Source organism: Marivita sp. NO-S04 (assembly GCF_059070475.1).
Map to the genome: position 1 here is coordinate 2,811,733 of NZ_CM180980.1, position 15,326 is coordinate 2,827,058.

General features: G+C 59.0%; 16 protein-coding genes. 7 read left to right on the plus strand and 9 right to left on the minus strand.

Going from position 1 to position 15,326, the window contains the following annotated elements:
- Positions 1-91 precede the first annotated feature (91 nt).
- Together ACK3EW_RS14410 and ACK3EW_RS14415 are read right to left on the minus strand one after the other, a co-directional pair.
- The gene (locus tag ACK3EW_RS14410) at positions 92-1,183 is read right to left on the minus strand and encodes a Gfo/Idh/MocA family protein (protein WP_493806742.1); all 1,092 of its coding nucleotides are present in this window, start codon (positions 1,181-1,183) and stop codon (positions 92-94) included.
- 9 nt (positions 1,184-1,192) lie between these two features.
- Positions 1,193-1,894: a GntR family transcriptional regulator gene (locus ACK3EW_RS14415; protein ID WP_493806743.1), complete on the minus strand. Its 702-nt coding sequence runs from the start codon at positions 1,892-1,894 to the stop codon at positions 1,193-1,195.
- An 85-nt stretch (positions 1,895-1,979) separates the two neighbouring features.
- Here ACK3EW_RS14415 and ACK3EW_RS14420 point away from each other — a divergent pair, with 85 nt between their 5' ends.
- The 6 genes from ACK3EW_RS14420 to ACK3EW_RS14445 all read left to right on the plus strand — a co-directional run bounded on the left by ACK3EW_RS14420 (position 1,980) and on the right by ACK3EW_RS14445 (position 7,597).
- On the plus strand, positions 1,980-3,134 hold the full coding sequence (locus ACK3EW_RS14420) for an LLM class flavin-dependent oxidoreductase (protein WP_493806744.1): 1,155 nt from the start codon (positions 1,980-1,982) through the stop codon (positions 3,132-3,134).
- Positions 3,134-4,021 (plus strand): aldo/keto reductase, encoded by an 888-nt coding sequence (locus tag ACK3EW_RS14425; RefSeq protein ID WP_493806745.1) that lies wholly within the window; start codon positions 3,134-3,136, stop codon positions 4,019-4,021. Before ACK3EW_RS14420 ends, ACK3EW_RS14425 begins: the two co-directional genes overlap by 1 nt.
- Before the next feature lie 8 nt (positions 4,022-4,029).
- Positions 4,030-4,536 (plus strand): flavin reductase family protein, encoded by a 507-nt coding sequence (locus ACK3EW_RS14430; RefSeq protein WP_493806746.1) that lies wholly within the window; start codon positions 4,030-4,032, stop codon positions 4,534-4,536.
- Between the two features lie 70 nt (positions 4,537-4,606).
- A complete protein-coding gene (locus ACK3EW_RS14435) occupies positions 4,607-5,185 on the plus strand; it encodes a TRAP transporter small permease (RefSeq protein WP_085628807.1) in 579 nt (192 codons plus the stop codon).
- Between the two features lie 4 nt (positions 5,186-5,189).
- Positions 5,190-6,479, plus strand: a complete 1,290-nt coding sequence (locus ACK3EW_RS14440; RefSeq protein ID WP_439119257.1) for a TRAP transporter large permease — start codon at positions 5,190-5,192, stop codon at positions 6,477-6,479.
- A 59-nt stretch (positions 6,480-6,538) separates the two neighbouring features.
- Positions 6,539-7,597 (plus strand): TRAP transporter substrate-binding protein, encoded by a 1,059-nt coding sequence (locus ACK3EW_RS14445; protein WP_493806747.1) that lies wholly within the window; start codon positions 6,539-6,541, stop codon positions 7,595-7,597.
- A gap of 405 nt (positions 7,598-8,002) precedes the next feature.
- On the opposite strand, the gene ACK3EW_RS14450 is transcribed toward ACK3EW_RS14445, so the two are convergent.
- Positions 8,003-9,256 carry a hypothetical protein gene (locus ACK3EW_RS14450; protein WP_493806748.1) on the minus strand — a complete coding sequence of 418 codons (1,254 nt, stop codon included), beginning with the start codon at positions 9,254-9,256 and terminating at the stop codon, positions 8,003-8,005.
- 163 nt (positions 9,257-9,419) lie between these two features.
- Positions 9,420-9,896, minus strand: coding sequence for a tetratricopeptide repeat protein (locus ACK3EW_RS14455; protein ID WP_493806749.1), 477 nt, complete (start codon positions 9,894-9,896; stop codon positions 9,420-9,422).
- 39 nt (positions 9,897-9,935) lie between these two features.
- On the opposite strand from ACK3EW_RS14455, the gene ACK3EW_RS14460 reads away from it, so the two are divergent.
- Complete coding sequence (locus tag ACK3EW_RS14460; protein WP_493806750.1) at positions 9,936-11,189, plus strand: cytochrome-c peroxidase; 1,254 nt, start codon at positions 9,936-9,938, stop codon at positions 11,187-11,189.
- A 54-nt stretch (positions 11,190-11,243) separates the two neighbouring features.
- On the opposite strand, the gene ACK3EW_RS14465 is transcribed toward ACK3EW_RS14460, so the two are convergent.
- The 5 genes from ACK3EW_RS14465 to ureC form a co-directional block, all read right to left on the minus strand.
- Positions 11,244-11,702 carry an NUDIX hydrolase gene (locus ACK3EW_RS14465; protein WP_439119262.1) on the minus strand — a complete coding sequence of 153 codons (459 nt, stop codon included), beginning with the start codon at positions 11,700-11,702 and terminating at the stop codon, positions 11,244-11,246.
- A gap of 98 nt (positions 11,703-11,800) precedes the next feature.
- Positions 11,801-12,412 carry an urease accessory protein UreG gene (gene ureG, locus ACK3EW_RS14470; protein WP_493806751.1) on the minus strand — a complete coding sequence of 204 codons (612 nt, stop codon included), beginning with the start codon at positions 12,410-12,412 and terminating at the stop codon, positions 11,801-11,803.
- The gene (locus ACK3EW_RS14475) at positions 12,409-13,059 is read right to left on the minus strand and encodes an urease accessory protein UreF (protein WP_493806752.1); all 651 of its coding nucleotides are present in this window, start codon (positions 13,057-13,059) and stop codon (positions 12,409-12,411) included. The genes ureG and ACK3EW_RS14475 overlap by 4 nt, the downstream gene beginning before the upstream one ends.
- A complete protein-coding gene (locus ACK3EW_RS14480; RefSeq protein WP_493806753.1) occupies positions 13,031-13,471 on the minus strand; it encodes an urease accessory protein UreE in 441 nt (146 codons plus the stop codon). Before ACK3EW_RS14480 ends, ACK3EW_RS14475 begins: the two co-directional genes overlap by 29 nt.
- A 93-nt stretch (positions 13,472-13,564) precedes the next feature.
- Positions 13,565-15,325, minus strand: a complete 1,761-nt coding sequence (gene ureC, locus ACK3EW_RS14485) for an urease subunit alpha (protein WP_439119266.1) — start codon at positions 15,323-15,325, stop codon at positions 13,565-13,567.
- Position 15,326 lies beyond the last annotated feature (1 nt).

A 15,326-nucleotide genomic window follows, 5' to 3' on the forward strand; every position in this document is an offset into this window, starting at 1 on the left:
AACATTCTGATCAAAGCAGAGATTATGGCGAAATTTCGTTTTTTTCCCCTTTCCTATAGAGTGTTGCGCGAAAAACCCGCTTGGTATGCGGTCAGATCCTGTCGATAACGCTATGAGATTGGGCGGAATTCTGCGCAGCGATGCCCATCCTGACAGCCCAAGCGCCGTCCGCTATTGACACCTCCGGCGCACCCCCGTTTCGCACCAGATCAAGGAAGCGGGCGTGCTGATAGAAGGTCGATCCATTGTGATCTCCCGCATCAAGGATCGTCGGATCGACCGGAATATCGACCGCCTGCGGCCCCTTGGGATGACGCGGAGAGATGATCACCTGCGCCACCGGCGGCGCGCCCAGATGCGTCGGCCAGAACCGCCCTGGACCGGGAACAAAGGCCTCGATCTTGCCGTTCGGGCCAACCGCGCTGATCTCTTCCTGATAGCGCGAGCCTTCGGCATACATGCACAATTCCAGCATCGCCCGCGCGCCATTGGCGAAATCGACAATCACATAGGCGCTGTCCCAGATGTCCGGCACCTCGCCATCATAAGTCTCGTCCAAGTGGTTCACCTCTTGCCCGGCACTTGCCGTCACGCGGACCGGATCGGAGCCAAGGATCAAGCGCATCAAGTCAAAGAAGTGGCAGCACTTCTCGACCAGAGTGCCCCCGGTATTGCGATTGAAGCGGTTCCAGTCGCCCACCTTGTGTAGAAAGGGAAAACGATGCTCGCGGATGGTGAGCATCTTGACCCCACCCGTGGCGCGCTGCACTTCCTCGGCAAAGGTCTGGACCGGCGGCATATAGCGGTATTCCATCGCCACCCAGATCGGTGCGGGATAGCTGGCCGCAATCGCCTCGACCCGCGCGATGTCGGCGGGATCGGTGTAAAGCGGCTTTTCCATCAACAGCGGCAGCGGGTTCAGTTCCGCGATCCGCTCCAGCGCATCAATGTGACGGTGGTTTGGGCTCGCGACCAGCAGACAGTCCAGATCATCGCGCCCGAGCAGGTCTTCGACCGACGCCTCAAGTTTAGCATTGGGCGCAATCGCCTTGGCGGCAGCCGCCATGATCTCGTCCGGCTCAAAGATCGCCGCCACCCGTGCGCCGTCCAGCAGGGCGATATTGCGCAGGTGTTCCTGCCCCATCATGCCACATCCGATGATGCCGTAATTGATGATTTTCATGGTGGTCCTTCAGGTGATGCGCGCGACATAGCGCGCGGCGTCTGTGTTGATCCAGTTCCACGAGGCCTCCGCCGCCTCGCCCTCCGGGCCATAGCTGACCCGTGTCGCCCGCATGCAGGGTTGCCCGGCGGGCAGACCAAAGCTGGCAGGGGCCCAATCCGGCACCGCCGCAAGATCAAGCCTGTCCACCGCCTTTGTGATCCACAGCCCCAGCGATTCCCGGTAATAAAGGTACAGCGACTCGCGCAGCGCGACGGCATCGATCTGATCGACATAACTGCCATCAAGCCAGATCTCTTCAAGCACGGCAGGCACACCATTGAGGCGCCGCAACCGGCGGATCCGGTGACCGTCGGAGGAGGCGCCAAACCCCGGCAAAGCTTCGGGCTTGGGCAGACGATCTACCGAAAGCAACTCTGCCGTTGGCAAGCCACCTCCTTCGATCAGTTCGACCCGGAAAAAGGCGTAGACCGACTGCGTATCTTCTTGTGCACAAACGTAATTGCCCGACCCTTGAACCCGCTCCAGCAAGCCCAGCGCGGTCAATTCATCCAACGATTTGCGCAGCGTCCCCACGGAAATGCCAAGCCGCGCTGCCATGTCCCGTTCGGGTGGCAGGCGTTCACCATCGACCAACCGGCCAGCCTGAATATCCCGGATCAGCAGCTCGCTGATCTGGACATATTTCGGCAAGGCGTGGGTGTCTGACATTTCTCGCACCAAAAATTGATGCACTATTGATCTACATTTTTAGCGGTGCTACGCAAGTGGAAATGATGCCTCACGGAGACACCTTATGACCATCGTGCCGATCACCTCTCCCGACCTCGACGCGGTAGAGGTTTCGTGGTTCGCGGCGCTGTGTTCAGACGATTACGAATTCCTTGGCGTGCCGGATGGCAATCTGCGGTCAAGCTTTGCGCATTGCTCCTCCATTGTGAAAGAGGCCGAAGCACAGGGGTTCCGCAACATCCTATGCCCGTCGTCTTATCAGGTCGGCCAGGACACTTTGTCTTTTGTCGCAGGCTGCGCGCCGATCACCGACAAGATCAACATGCTCGCCGCCGTGCGCTGTGGTGAGTTGCAGCCAATCATGCTGGCCCGCACGATTGCCACGCTGGACCACATGCTCGAAGGGCGGCTGACGGTGAACATCATCTCGTCCGATTTTCCGGGCGAAAAAGAGGACAGCAAACTGCGCTATCAGCGGTCACGCGAGGTGGTCGAGATCCTGAAACAGGCGTGGACGCAGGGCGAAATCACCTACAAAGGCGATGTCTACAACTTCGAAGGCCTGACCACCGATCCGGCGGTCCCCTACCAAACGAACGGCCCACTGCTCTATTTCGGCGGCTATTCCCCCGATGCGCGCGAACTCTGCGGTCAGCATTGCGACGTCTACCTGATGTGGCCCGAGCCGAAAGATGCGCTGGCCCAGCGCATGAAAGATGTGAATGCCGTGGCCGAACGCTATGGCCGTACACTGGATTACGGTCTGCGCGTGCATGTCATCGTGCGCGACACCGAGGCCGAAGCCCGCGAATACGCGCAACACATCGTCAGCAAACTGGACGACGAACACGGCAAGACGATCCGCGACCGTGCGTTGGACGCCACCTCGCTTGGCGTATCGCATCAGGCCAAGAACCGCGAACTCGCCGATATGGAAGGGTTCGTTGAACCGCATCTTTGGACCGGTGTGGGCCGGGCGCGCTCGGGCTGTGGGGCTGCACTGGTCGGATCGACCGATCAGGTCCTCAGCGAGCTTGAGCAATACCAGAAGATGGGCATCCGCGCCTTTATCCTGTCGGGCTATCCGCATCTGGACGAATGCCGCCATTTCGGCAGCCGGGTCTTGCCGCATCTGAAGACCGTACAACTGAACGAAGCTTATGGGCGCGTGCCGAACGGCAGCCCCGCAACCCCTCTTGGAAACGGAGTCCGCCGCTAATGGATCGTGTTAAGTTCAACGACGCCCTTGAAATGAGCCGCCTTGTCTATGGCATGTGGCGGCTGGGTGACGATGCCGACACCAGCGTGGACCACATCCGCAACAAGATCAGCGCGTGCCTTGATCAGGGTATCACGACGATGGATCAGGCGGATATCTACGGTGGCTATGAAGCCGAAGAAATCCTCGGCACCGCGCTTACGCCCGAGCTGCGCAATCAGATCGAAATCGTGACCAAATGCGATATCGTGGCCCCGGCGGGCCGCTATGCCGATGCGAAGGTCAAGCACTACGACACCTCGCGCGCGCATATCCTGTCTTCGGTCGACCACTCTTTGCGTCTGATGAAGATCGACCACATCGACCTTCTGCTGATCCACCGCCCCGACCCGCTGATGGAGCATCACGAGACCGGTGCTGCGCTGGACGAAGTTGTGGCAAGCGGCAAGGTCCGCGCGGTAGGTGTGTCGAACTTCCGCCCGTGGGATTGGGAGTTGCTGCAATCCGGGATGAAGACGCAACTGGTGACCAACCAGATCGAAATCAGCCTTTTGCACCACACGCCATTCACCAATGGCGACATCGCATTCCATCAGAAGAACGGCCAGCCCCCGATGGCGTGGTCGCCTTTGGGCGGTGGCGCTTTGTTCGACACCAAACTGTCCGGCCTGCATGGCGCGCTGCAAAACATCGCGACAGAGCATGACGTTGAAATCGCAGCGGTGGCGATTGCGTGGCTCTTGGCGCATCCCGCCCGCATTCTACCTGTCCTCGGCACCAACAATCTGGACCGCATCGCCCGCATCGGCGATGCTGCCAAGATACAGATCGACCGGGAGACATGGTTTGACCTTTACACCCACGCCCTTGGCCATGAAGTGGCCTGAGACACGCGATGAACGCCTTGACGCATAGTTTTGACCCCGCACAGGACAACAGCCGCGAGTTTCGCGCGGCCCTTGGCCGTTTTGGAACCGGAGTCACCGTCATCACCTGCGATGCAGGCGACGGACCGCTGGGCATCACCGCGAACAGCTTTGCCAGCGTATCGCTTGACCCGCCTTTGGTGCTGTGGTCGCCAGCCAAATCTTCGAGCCGCTATCCGTTTTTCATGGCCGCTGATCATTTCGCGATCCACGTCGTGGGCGCCGAACAGGCCGACCTGTGCACCGCGTTCGCGCGCAACGGCAATCCCTTTGACGACTTCGATTGGGAAATGGGCGATCACAACGTGCCGCTGCTCAACAACTGCCTGAGCCGGTTCGAATGCACCAAAGTCGCCGAGCATTATGGCGGCGACCATTCTATCGTTATCGCGCGGGTGCGCCGGGTGACCACACGAGAAGGAGACCCGCTTTTGTTTTTCAGCGGGCGCTACGGAGGATTTACTGAAGCGACATAAATCGCCCCGATAAGACAGAACAAACGGGGCCACCGGCGGGGAGGCCGGTGTGGGACTGGGAGGAGGCCTGATGGCCATTTTGCTCTGGCTGTTGAAGCCATTGGAAGTTGTGCTCGACATTGTTTTGCGTTTTGGGCGCTGGATCGCGGTTGCGGCGATCGGCCTGATGGTTTGTGCGATCCTTCTTCAGGTCTTTTGCCGCTATGTTCTGGGCAACGCTCTGCCTTGGCCGGAAGAACTGGCGATCTTCCTCATGCTTTGGATGACCGCCGCGATCGCGCCCTCGGCCTATCGGCGCGGTGGGTTTGTGGCGCTTGAAATCCTGTCCTCTGCCCTGCCCAAGCGAGGCGCCGCCGTACTGGCGCTGGTGCTGCTGCTGATCTCGGGAATGGTCCTTTATATCGGAGCGCAGATGGGGCTGAGCGAAATGTCGGGCCTTGCCGGCAAATTCAAGAGCGCCTCGCTCAAGTACCCGACACCGGACGGCTGGGTGAAGATGCCGAATTCGTGGCAGATCGGGTCACTTGTTGTTGGCCTTTGGATGCTCTTCATCGTCAATATCGAATTGATCCTGCGCAATTTCATCACATTGGCCGGAGGGGAAGACCGCTTGCGGCCTGCTTTCGATGCCGAATTGACGGCGGAGTAAGCTGATGCTGGTCTGGTTCCTTCCCCTGTTCCTGCTGTTCCTGATGATCGGCTTGCCTGTCTTTTTCGGCATGCTGGCCGCCCCCGGCATCCTCTTGTGGCTCAACGGTCAGGAGCGCGATCTGATCCTGCTGTATCGCAACGTCTATAACGGCATGGCCAGCTTTCCGCTGATGGCGATCCCGTTCTTCATGCTGGCGGGCGAATTGATGAACCGCGGCGGCATCACCATGCGGCTGGTGGAGTTCAGCCAGGCGATGATGGGCCATTTCCGGGGCGGTCTGGCGCATGTGAACGTGTTGTCGTCAATGCTGTTCGCTGGGCTGTCCGGCTCGGCTGTGGCCGACACTTCCGCGCTGGGGTCCATGCTGATCCCGGCGATGGAGAAAGAGGGCTATACCCGCAAATTCGCCGCCGCGATCACCGCCGCCAGTTCGGTCATCGGCCCGATCATCCCGCCTTCGGGCATCATGATCATCTATGCGTACGTCATGGGCGAAAGCGTGGCCGCACTGTTCCTTGCGGGCATCATTCCCGGCATCCTCGTTGGCGTTGGCCTGATGATCATGGTCAAGTTCATGGCCGACAAATACGACTTTCCCGCCTCACGTACCAAGGCAAGCTGGGGCGAACGAGGCAATGCCTCGCTCAAGGCGTTCTTTCCACTGATGACCCCGGTCATCATCCTTGGCGGCATTCTTGGCGGTGTCTTTACCCCGACCGAGGCCGCCGCGGTTGCGGTGGGCTATGCGATCCTCATCGGGATGTTCGTTCTCAACACGCTCAAGATCAAAGACTTGCCCGACGTGTTCATGCGGGCGGCCATGACATCGGCGACCGTGTTGCTGCTTGTGGGCGCGGCTATGGCGTTCAAGACAGTGGTGTCGCTGTCGCACACGCCTGAAATCCTCGCCGAGTTCGTGTTGGGGCTGAGCGAGAACCCGTTGATCCTGCTGTTCCTGATCAACCTTCTGCTGTTTGTCGTGGGCATGTTCCTTGATGCAGGGCCCGCGATTATCATCCTCGGGCCGATCTTGGGGCCGATCTTTGTCGACCTTGGCGTGGACCCTATTCACTTTGCCATCATCATGTCGGTGAACCTGACAGTGGGTCTGGCAACACCCCCCATGGGCCTTGTGCTGTTCGTCGCATCAAGCGTATCGGGCGAACGGGTCGAAACCATTTCCAAAGCGATCCTGCCCTTCCTTGCGGTAGAGATCGTGGTGATCTTCCTGATCACCTTCATTCCCGAAATATCCATGACCATTCCGCGCCTCACCGGGTTTGCGGACTGACATCTGCGGGTCACATGGCCCGTGTAACCGACCAAGAGAAAGCAACAGGGAGAACACTTATGCTCAAAGGTCTTACCACAGCGGCCCTGACCGCAGCACTGCTCGCAGGCAGCGCCATCACCGCAGCCGCGCAGGACTTCACCATCCGCGCCACGGCGAACTCGAACGAGAACGACGAAGACTACGACGGTCTCGTGGTGTTCAAGAACCATGTCGAGAACGCCTCGAACGGCCGCATTGCCGTCGAGCTGTTCATCGGCACACAGCTGTGTTCTGGCGGTGCGGAATGCCTGCAGGGTGTGTCTGACGGGTCCATCGACGTGTTCGTGACCACCTCGGGCGGTGCGGCGGGCATCTTCCCTTATGTTCAGGTGCTCGACCTGCCGTATCTCATGTCGGATGACCGCGTGGCGGAACACGTGCTGTCGGGCGATTTCACCCGCACCATGCGCAACATGGCGCTGGAGGACAGCGGCGACACGATCCGTATCATGACCATCGGCAACACCGGCGGCTGGCGCAACTTTGCCAACACGCAACGCCGGGTGGCCCAGCCGTCCGACCTCGAAGGGTTGAAGATCCGCACCGTGGTCGCCGACCTGCCACAGGAACTGGTCAAGGTTCTGGGCGCAGCCCCGACCCCGATCAGCTGGCCCGAGCTGTTCACCTCGCTGCAGACCGGTGTCGTCGACGGATCGAAGAACGGCATCACCGACATCATGGGCATGAAATTCCCGGATGCCGGCGTGCAGTACCTGACGCTTGATGGTCATGCTTACATGGGCGCGATCTGGGTGATGAACAACGCCAAGTTCATGGACATGCCCGAAGACATGCGCCGCGTCGTGGTCGACGGCTTTGCAGCACTTCAGCAGGCGACATTCGCGTCGCCGAAGCGCAAGTCGATCCAGGCCTATGAGGATTTCGTCGCAGGCGGCGGTGACCTTTACGTGCCGACACCCGAAGAGAAAGCGGCCTTCCGTGATGCAGCGGCGCCTGTATTCGACTGGTTCCAGGAGAACGTGGACGGTGGCCCGGAGATCTTTGAGGCGCTGACCAAGGCTGTGGCCGAGGCAGAGGCTGATCTGGCGGCAGAGTACGAAGCCGATCTGAACTGATCCGGTTCGAATTGCACAATGGGGCCTCGGAGGACACTCCGGGGCCTTTTTTGTGTGCCTATGGGACCGGTCAGGAGATATCCCACCGGTTGGTCGCTTACCAAGCGTTGGCTTGGCATATTTATAAAAAAGAGAAGAAGCGGCGCCGCCCTTATGGGCCTGACTGTTCTCTCAACATCCCCGATTTAACGGGCGACCTGTACTCTGGTGTTGCCAGAGCCTGTACGGAAACCGGTCTCTCATGGTCAGCCTTCCGGCGTGTGAGAGGGTGTCAGTTCTGTGTGTCGCGGCATGGGAGTGACCCTACCCGCTCAAAGCGCTTTGTGGGTGGGGGTATGGGGGAAGGTTGGTTAACGGGTTGGAAATGGGGCGTGCGGTAAAAACCGATCTACAGAGCGTGTCCTGTTACAATTCATTGCACCCTTGCTTTGGCTTTTCAGCAAGAGACAAACGACGAAGTGAGTTGCAAAGAGTTTCCCACCACAAAGGACCTTGAGACATAACTGTGCCAATGTACTGACCTATAGCTGCATCATTGTTTACAATAAACACAACCAAGTAATGGCCCGCAATCGTTTGAGTTACAAATCCTCCCGGAGGATTTTTCGAAAGATTCCATGCTTTTCTCGTAACACCTGCGACAAAATTCCACGCCCATTCTTCAAGTTCTCCATATGCGGCTATTCCTGCTGGTGTATCAAGCTTCGATGTCTCGATGTTCTCTCGAGCTATTGCAGTAGCTCGGTCATCAACATCAGATGATGCTTCAGCGGCTTCAACTATAGCAATTGCCGCTAATCGCCTCTCTTTGTGTAATTCAGGCCTCCTATGCCTGATTACGCGATCCTCGACCAACCGGGCACCGGGGTGTCCCAAGAACCATACTCTGTGAGTTTCAATTAAATCCTTTAGCTTAGATGAAACATTTGACGGTAATTCTTCCGACGGGCGGTCGAGCTCTAAGGCCCTCTGATGGACTTCAAGAACCGCTTCCAAACTGTTAGCTATTGACCAGATGTGCCTAGCGCCAATATTTTCTGGCTCCCGCTCAATTACACTAACATAACGATCAACTATCTTTGGCAAACTTGGAAAAACGTTCGCTGCAAGCCCAGCGACACTTTGCAATTCAGAAGCCTTTATTTTGCATTCCTTCTGAATCTCCATTTGATCAAAATCATCACTTTCTCCAAGATTTTCTTCGATTAAGCGAATTGGCGCGTCGTCGCCCACATTAAATTTTGGCCCACCCTCTTTTTCCTGTGGCGGGTCTGAGATCTTATTCTTCTCGAGCCATAATTTAAAGCTCGTAACTTTCTCCTCATCGTTTTCTAAATTAGAAATACGTCGAATTTCTTCATCCACATCCGCTGCAGGAATGCCACTGAAATTCACCAAACCAAGATTTTCGATATGAGCAAGTGGTCGCAAATCGTTGACTTTCGTTGCCCTCAATTCAATTTGGACACCAGAAGGCAAGTCTCGCACTTCTTCTGGCAAACAGGTTAAATTCTTGAACAATCCAAACGATACTCGGGATTCACCTACTCCTTTGTGCAATGGGCTAAGTGATACATAATCCCATTTTTCGCGAGCAGCCTGCTGCACTACGTGCCGGGCTAAGGCGAATGCTTCACTTGAGTCGTCATCTTGATCCAAGAAAAAGCTCCGGTAGAACTTCAGAATGGCTCAGCCTCAGAAAAATTCTGAACAGGCAATAGTTTGTTAGTACAGAGTATACTTCGCATGCCGTGATTACCAGCCCAGCATGTCGCACCGCCACACTCCTGCCACTTGCCCCTGTTAACCCAATCCGCAAAACTCACCGAAACGGGTAAAGCCAGACCCTGTAGTCATCCACGAGCTGTTGCGCATGTTCGATTTGTTCCGGCGTCATTTTCTTGACCACCTCCTCGACCGAGATCGCCGCATCCGGGTCTCCGCCGATGGTGCTGAGCTGGTACCACAGGAACGCGCGGACGAGGTCGGGGGCGGGCAACCCGAGGCCGGTTTCATAGTACCAGCCAACACCCGATTGCGCGCCCGCATGACCCTTCATGGCGGACCGCAGATACCAGTCGAAGGCGCGGACATAGTCCTGATCGACGCCCAGACCCAGCGCGTACATGACGCCGATCAGTTCCTCGGCCTCGGCATTGCCGGACCGTGCGGCGGGCCAGAGGGCGGTATACGCCTCTTCAAAGCGGCCCTCCTCCATCAGGTCGCGCGCGTCTTCGATATCGGCCAGCACAGGGCTGGCCAGAAACACACACAGGGCAAACAGGCGAAGGCGGGACATATCAGTCTGCTCCTTGCGTTGTGGGCCGCACCTGCGGCCGTGGCGCAACCGATAACAGCCGAGGATTTCATCGCCTTTGACGCAAATCAGGCGCGGCTGGGTCAATTGCTGTTTTACGACAAGATCCTGAGTGGAAACAGGAATATTTCCTGCGGAACCTGTCATCATCATGACCTTGGTGGAAGCGACGGGTTGTCGCTGGGCATCGGAGAAGGCGGCACAGGACTTGGACCAAAGCGCACCCCCGGTGACGGGCCGGACCGGATCGCCAAACGTATCCCGCGCAATGCACCTGCGCTTTGGAACTTAGGGCACAAGGATGTGCGGGTGCTGTTCCATGACGGGCGGCTTGAGATCTCGGACATCTACGGCAACGGGTTTGACAGCCCCGCCGAGGAATGGCTGCCACAGGGATTGCAGAGCATTTTAGCCGCGCAGGCCCTGTTCCCGATGACCGCACAGTTCGAGATGGCAGGGAATACCGGCGAGAACGAAATCATCGGTGCGGTGAAAGATCGGATCGACCTGGGCTGGCCGATCCTGGCCAAGCGGGTGCGGACGATCCCGGACTACGGCCAGATGTTCGTCGATGCGTTCGACCATATCGACCGGCCCGAGGATGTGACCATCGTCGAGATCGGCAATGCGCTGGCCGCCTTTATCGGGACGGAATGGGCCAATTATGACAGCCCCTATGATGCGTTTCTGACCAACGGCACGCCCCTGCCCGAGGATGCCGAACGTGGTCGACAGTTGTTCTTTGGGGAAGCGCGTTGTGCGCAATGCCACAATGGACCACTTCTGAGCGATCAGGACTTCCACGCGATGGCCCTGCCCCCCTTTGGCCCCGGACGCACCCGCCAATGGGATCCGATCCCACGTGATGTGGGGCGGATGGGGGCGACCGATGATCTGGAGGATGCCTACCGCTTTCGCACGCCGCCGCTGCGCAACGTGGCCCTGACTGCGCCTTACGGGCACAATGGGGCCTATACGCACCTGCGGGACATGGTGCGGCACATGGCAGATCCGGTCACAATGCGCGCCGAATGGACACCTGCGCTGGCCGCGCTGCCGCAAGTGCCGTGGCTGCAAGAGATCGACTTCGTGATCCAATCGGACCGGCTGGAAATGGAACGCAGCTCTGCAACGCTGGACGTGCGCCCGGTGTCGCTGAGCGAAGCGCAGGTGGACGATTTGGTGGCATTTCTCGAGAGTTTAACGGGGGTCTCGGCATTGGAACGCCCCTTGGGCCGTCCGGCCTCTGTTCCAAGCGGACTGCCAGTCGATTGACGCGCCAAAACGCGATGACGTGTTTTCGCTAAATCCTTTACAGGATTTGCCCTATCACGAGGCCTTGAGGAATTCCCGGATCACTGGCTGCTGTGACGGCTTTTTGGCGAGGCTCTTGAGCAGCTTGGCCAATTTCGGCTCGCTCACCCGTTTGGCCGCACTTTTGGGGCTGAACCACCGACGTTTGCGCTGATGCCGCTCTTTCCAGGTGCGTTTGAGCGTTTCGACCACCATCGGATAGACATCCACTTCACATTTCAGCGATGTGCCATCCGCCAGTTTTTTCTTGTAGGTGTAGGTGCCGATCACTTCCTGACCGACATAGCCAATCGCGCCAGCCTCTTCCAAAGCTTCGATCTCGGCTGCGGCCCACGGCTTTTTACCGTCCATTGTCCAGCCTTTCGGCATGATCCAACGGCGCGTTTCCCGCGAAGTGACCATCAGGACCTGAAAGGTTCCGTCCTTTTTCCACCGCATCGGCAGAGCTGCGATTTGTTTTCCGACTTCGGGCATATCAGCACCCACAATTTATAGTTATTATTGCTGCTATACACACAACATACGCCAGAACCATAAATTTTGCAAATCCACTTAGGCTGAGATTATCACACTCAAAGGCCTGAAACACGCTTAAGGTGTCCCAAAACTTCATCCACGCCTTGATCGTGGCGGATGGCGGCGAACACAAACGGACGGCCTTCGCGCATCTTGGTCGCGTCCCGGTCCATCACCTCGAGCGAGGCGCCCACATGCGGCGCGAGGTCGGTTTTGTTGATCACCAGAATATCCGACCGTGTCAGCGCGGGACCGCCCTTGCGCGGGATTTCTTCGCCCGCAGCCACGTCGATCACATAAAGCGTCACGTCAGCCAGTTCCGGGCTGAATGTGGCGGACAGGTTGTCGCCACCAGATTCGATCAACACCACTTCGACATCGGGGTGACGGCGGACCATCTCGGCCACTGCAGCCAGATTGATCGACGCGTCTTCGCGGATCGCGGTGTGTGGGCAACCACCGGTTTCAACCCCGATGACCCTGTCCTGCGGCAGGATCTGCATGCGCATCAGCGCCTCGGCGTCTTCCTGCGTGTAGATGTCATTTGTGATCACCCCCACCGAATGCGTGTCCTTGAGCCGCTTCGCCAGCGCTGCGGTGAGCGAGGTCTTTCCGGCTCCAACTGGGCCACCGATGCCGACACGAAGGGGTCCATTGCGGGTGCTCATGTGCGGAAGATCCTTGGGCTGAGGGTTTCGTGACGCATCGCGGCGATATCGGCAGCAAAGCTCTGGCTGGTCAGATCGTCAAGCGTTTGGGTTTCGGTCTGCACAGCAATTTCAGAGCAGAGCGGGGCCAATGCAGCGACGATCCGCTGCGCCTCGGTCTGGCCCAGCGCCATCAGGCGTTGACAGGCGGCGACCACTGCTGCGACCCAGGCGTGCAGGTACATCTGCACTGCCATGGTGAGGGGCAGATCAAGGTGCCTGATCCCGACGCCAAGTGCCACAGGGTAGGTGAGGTTTGTAACGTCGATCCCCCAGTTGGAACGGAGCTGGTCGCAGAAGGCTGCACCCTGTGCGTCGATCTCCAACAACCGCTCACGGCTGGGACAGAAGGCGCGCGCGGTCTGGTCCACCTCCACCAGGTCGATTCCGCTGGCAACCGCGCGGATCAAGATGGCGTCACTTGCGCCGTTGCCGTCGCGCAGCATATCCGACAGCCAGTCCTCGACCGTCGAAGGTGTCACCACCTTGTCGGCAATCGCCTGCTCCAACCCGCTGGAATAGGCAAATGCGCCGATGGGAAAGCCCGGCGACAGCCATTGCGCCAGCGTCAGGATCGGGTCAGTGGGCGTGCGAATGGGTCCGTCCATGGCCGTAGGCTCCTCCCTCCGGGGTGAAAGGTTCGACACGTTCAGTGACCGTCGCGCCCAGCTTGCCCAGCATGTCGCGGATCACGTGATCGGGCTGGATCAGCAGGCGCGTTGCTTCGACCTGACAGGGGGTGTGTCGGTTGCCGATATGCCAAGCAAGGCGCACGAGGTTCTCCCCCGTAATTTCCAAGAGCGGTTCAGGGGCCGCGACCACCTCGACCTCGCGCCCATCGTTGAGTTTGATCGCACCGCCATGGTCAAGCGAAGTGGTCTGTTCAAGGTCGAGCAGGAACTCGAGTCCGCCATCGGTTGTTAGGACACGCCGCCGCAAGAAGCGGGACTCGTAGCTGAGCGAAATACGGTCAGCGGGCGTGCCGTGGGTGTGGTTGTGGTAGTGTGAGGCAGTGAGCATGTGGTTGGTCCTTATGAGGTCAGCGCCCAGCACGGGCAGCCCCCGACTGCCCCCGCGGTCGGTCGCTGCCCTCGGTTCGTGTGGCGTTTGTGGTCAAAACAGGAAATACCGCTGCGCCATCGGCAGAACCTCTGCCGGCTCACAAACCAGCAACTCCCCATCCGCACGCACCTCGTAGGTTTCGGGGTTCACCTCGACTTTCGGTGTTGCGGTGTTCAGCTTGAGATCCGACTTGCCGATTCCGCGCGTGTTCTGCACCGCGAGCGTTTTCTTGGCGAGGCCGAGCTTTTCGCCAATGCCATCGGCCTGCGCCGCCTCGGATACAAAGACCACAGCCGAGTTTTCCACGCTGCGCCCGTAAGCCCCCCACATGGGCCGCGTGTAGACCGGCTGCGGGGTCGGGATCGACGCGTTTGGATCGCCCATCTGGGCGCAAGCAATCGTGCCACCGATCAGCACCATTTCGGGCTTCACACCAAAGAACGCCGGATGCCAGAGCACGAGATCGGCGCGTTTGCCTTCCTCGATGCTGCCGATCTCGCGGCTGATGCCATGCGCGATCGCCGGATTGATGGTGTATTTCGCCACGTAGCGGCGCACGCGCATGTTGTCGTTGTCGCCGGTTTCTTCGGCCAGCGCGCCGCGCTGTTTCTTCATCTTGTCGGCGGTTTGCCATGTGCGGATGATCACCTCGCCCACGCGCCCCATCGCCTGACTGTCCGACGCGATGATGCTAAACGCGCCCATGTCGTGCAGGATATCCTCGGCCGCGATGGTCTCGCGCCGAATGCGGCTTTCGGCAAAGGCAATGTCCTCGGGAATGGATTTGTCGAGGTGGTGGCACACCATGAGCATGTCGAGATGCTCTTCCAGCGTGTTCACCGTGAAGGGGCGCGTTGGGTTGGTCGAAGACGGCAACACGTGTTCTTCGCCGCAGATTTTGATGATGTCCGGCGCGTGCCCGCCACCAGCACCTTCGGTGTGGAAGGCGTGGATCGTGCGGCCCTTCATGGCTTTGACGGTGTGTTCGACAAAACCAGACTCGTTCAGAGTGTCGGTGTGGATCATGACCTGCACGTCCATCGCATCGGCCACCGTCAGACAGCAATCGATGGCACCGGGGGTGGTGCCCCAATCTTCGTGCAGTTTCAACGCACAAGCGCCTGCCTTGACCTGCTCTTCCAAAGCGGCAGGCAGGGAGGCATTGCCTTTACCCGCGAAGGCAAGGTTCATCGGGAACGCATCGGCGGCCTGTAGCATGCGCCCGATATGCCAGGGGCCGGGCGTACAGGTGGTGGCCAATGTGCCATGCGCGGGGCCGGTGCCACCGCCCAGCATGGTCGTCAGGCCAGAGTGCAGCGCGTCCTCGATCTGTTGCGGACAGATGAAGTGGATGTGGCTGTCGAAGCCACCCGCAGTCAGGATGCGGCCCTCACCGGCAATCGCCTCGGTCCCCGGTCCAACGATAATATTCACCCCCGGCTGAGTGTCCGGATTGCCCGCCTTGCCGATCTTGTAGATGCGCCCGTCGCGCAGGCCGACATCAGCCTTGTAGATGCCGGTATAATCCACGATCAGCGCATTGGTGATCACAGTATCCACCGCGCCCTCGGCCCGCGTGGCCTGCGACTGGCCCATGCCGTCGCGGATCACCTTTCCACCGCCGAACTTGACCTCTTCCCCATAAACCAGCGCATTCGCGCCGCTGCCACCGGCTGTCGCCGCGCCAACGGCTTCGGCGGTCAGGTCGCGTTCAACCTCGATGATCAGGTCGGTATCGGCCAACCGCAACTTGTCGCCCACGGTGGGGCCGAACATGGCGGCGTAATCGGCGCGTTTGATCTGTGCTGGCATA

Excerpts from the sequence above, each read along its gene's own strand:
- ACK3EW_RS14440 (WP_439119257.1), top strand. The coding sequence starts at position 5,190 with ATGCTGGTCTGGTTCCTTCCCCTGTTCCTGCTGTTCCTGATGATCGGC.
- ACK3EW_RS14465 (WP_439119262.1), bottom strand. The coding sequence starts at position 11,702 with ATGCCCGAAGTCGGAAAACAAATCGCAGCTCTGCCGATGCGGTGGAAA.
- ACK3EW_RS14430 (WP_493806746.1), top strand. The coding sequence starts at position 4,030 with ATGAACGCCTTGACGCATAGTTTTGACCCCGCACAGGACAACAGCCGC.
- ACK3EW_RS14415 (WP_493806743.1), bottom strand. The coding sequence starts at position 1,894 with ATGTCAGACACCCACGCCTTGCCGAAATATGTCCAGATCAGCGAGCTG.
- ACK3EW_RS14455 (WP_493806749.1), bottom strand. The coding sequence starts at position 9,896 with ATGTCCCGCCTTCGCCTGTTTGCCCTGTGTGTGTTTCTGGCCAGCCCT.
- ACK3EW_RS14425 (WP_493806745.1), top strand. The coding sequence starts at position 3,134 with ATGGATCGTGTTAAGTTCAACGACGCCCTTGAAATGAGCCGCCTTGTC.
- ACK3EW_RS14435 (WP_085628807.1), top strand. The coding sequence starts at position 4,607 with ATGGCCATTTTGCTCTGGCTGTTGAAGCCATTGGAAGTTGTGCTCGAC.
- ACK3EW_RS14480 (WP_493806753.1), bottom strand. The coding sequence starts at position 13,471 with ATGCTCACTGCCTCACACTACCACAACCACACCCACGGCACGCCCGCT.
- ACK3EW_RS14475 (WP_493806752.1), bottom strand. The coding sequence starts at position 13,059 with ATGGACGGACCCATTCGCACGCCCACTGACCCGATCCTGACGCTGGCG.
- ureC (WP_439119266.1), bottom strand. The coding sequence starts at position 15,325 with ATGCCAGCACAGATCAAACGCGCCGATTACGCCGCCATGTTCGGCCCC.
- ACK3EW_RS14410 (WP_493806742.1), bottom strand. The coding sequence starts at position 1,183 with ATGAAAATCATCAATTACGGCATCATCGGATGTGGCATGATGGGGCAG.
- ureG (WP_493806751.1), bottom strand. The coding sequence starts at position 12,412 with ATGAGCACCCGCAATGGACCCCTTCGTGTCGGCATCGGTGGCCCAGTT.
- ACK3EW_RS14445 (WP_493806747.1), top strand. The coding sequence starts at position 6,539 with ATGCTCAAAGGTCTTACCACAGCGGCCCTGACCGCAGCACTGCTCGCA.
- ACK3EW_RS14420 (WP_493806744.1), top strand. The coding sequence starts at position 1,980 with ATGACCATCGTGCCGATCACCTCTCCCGACCTCGACGCGGTAGAGGTT.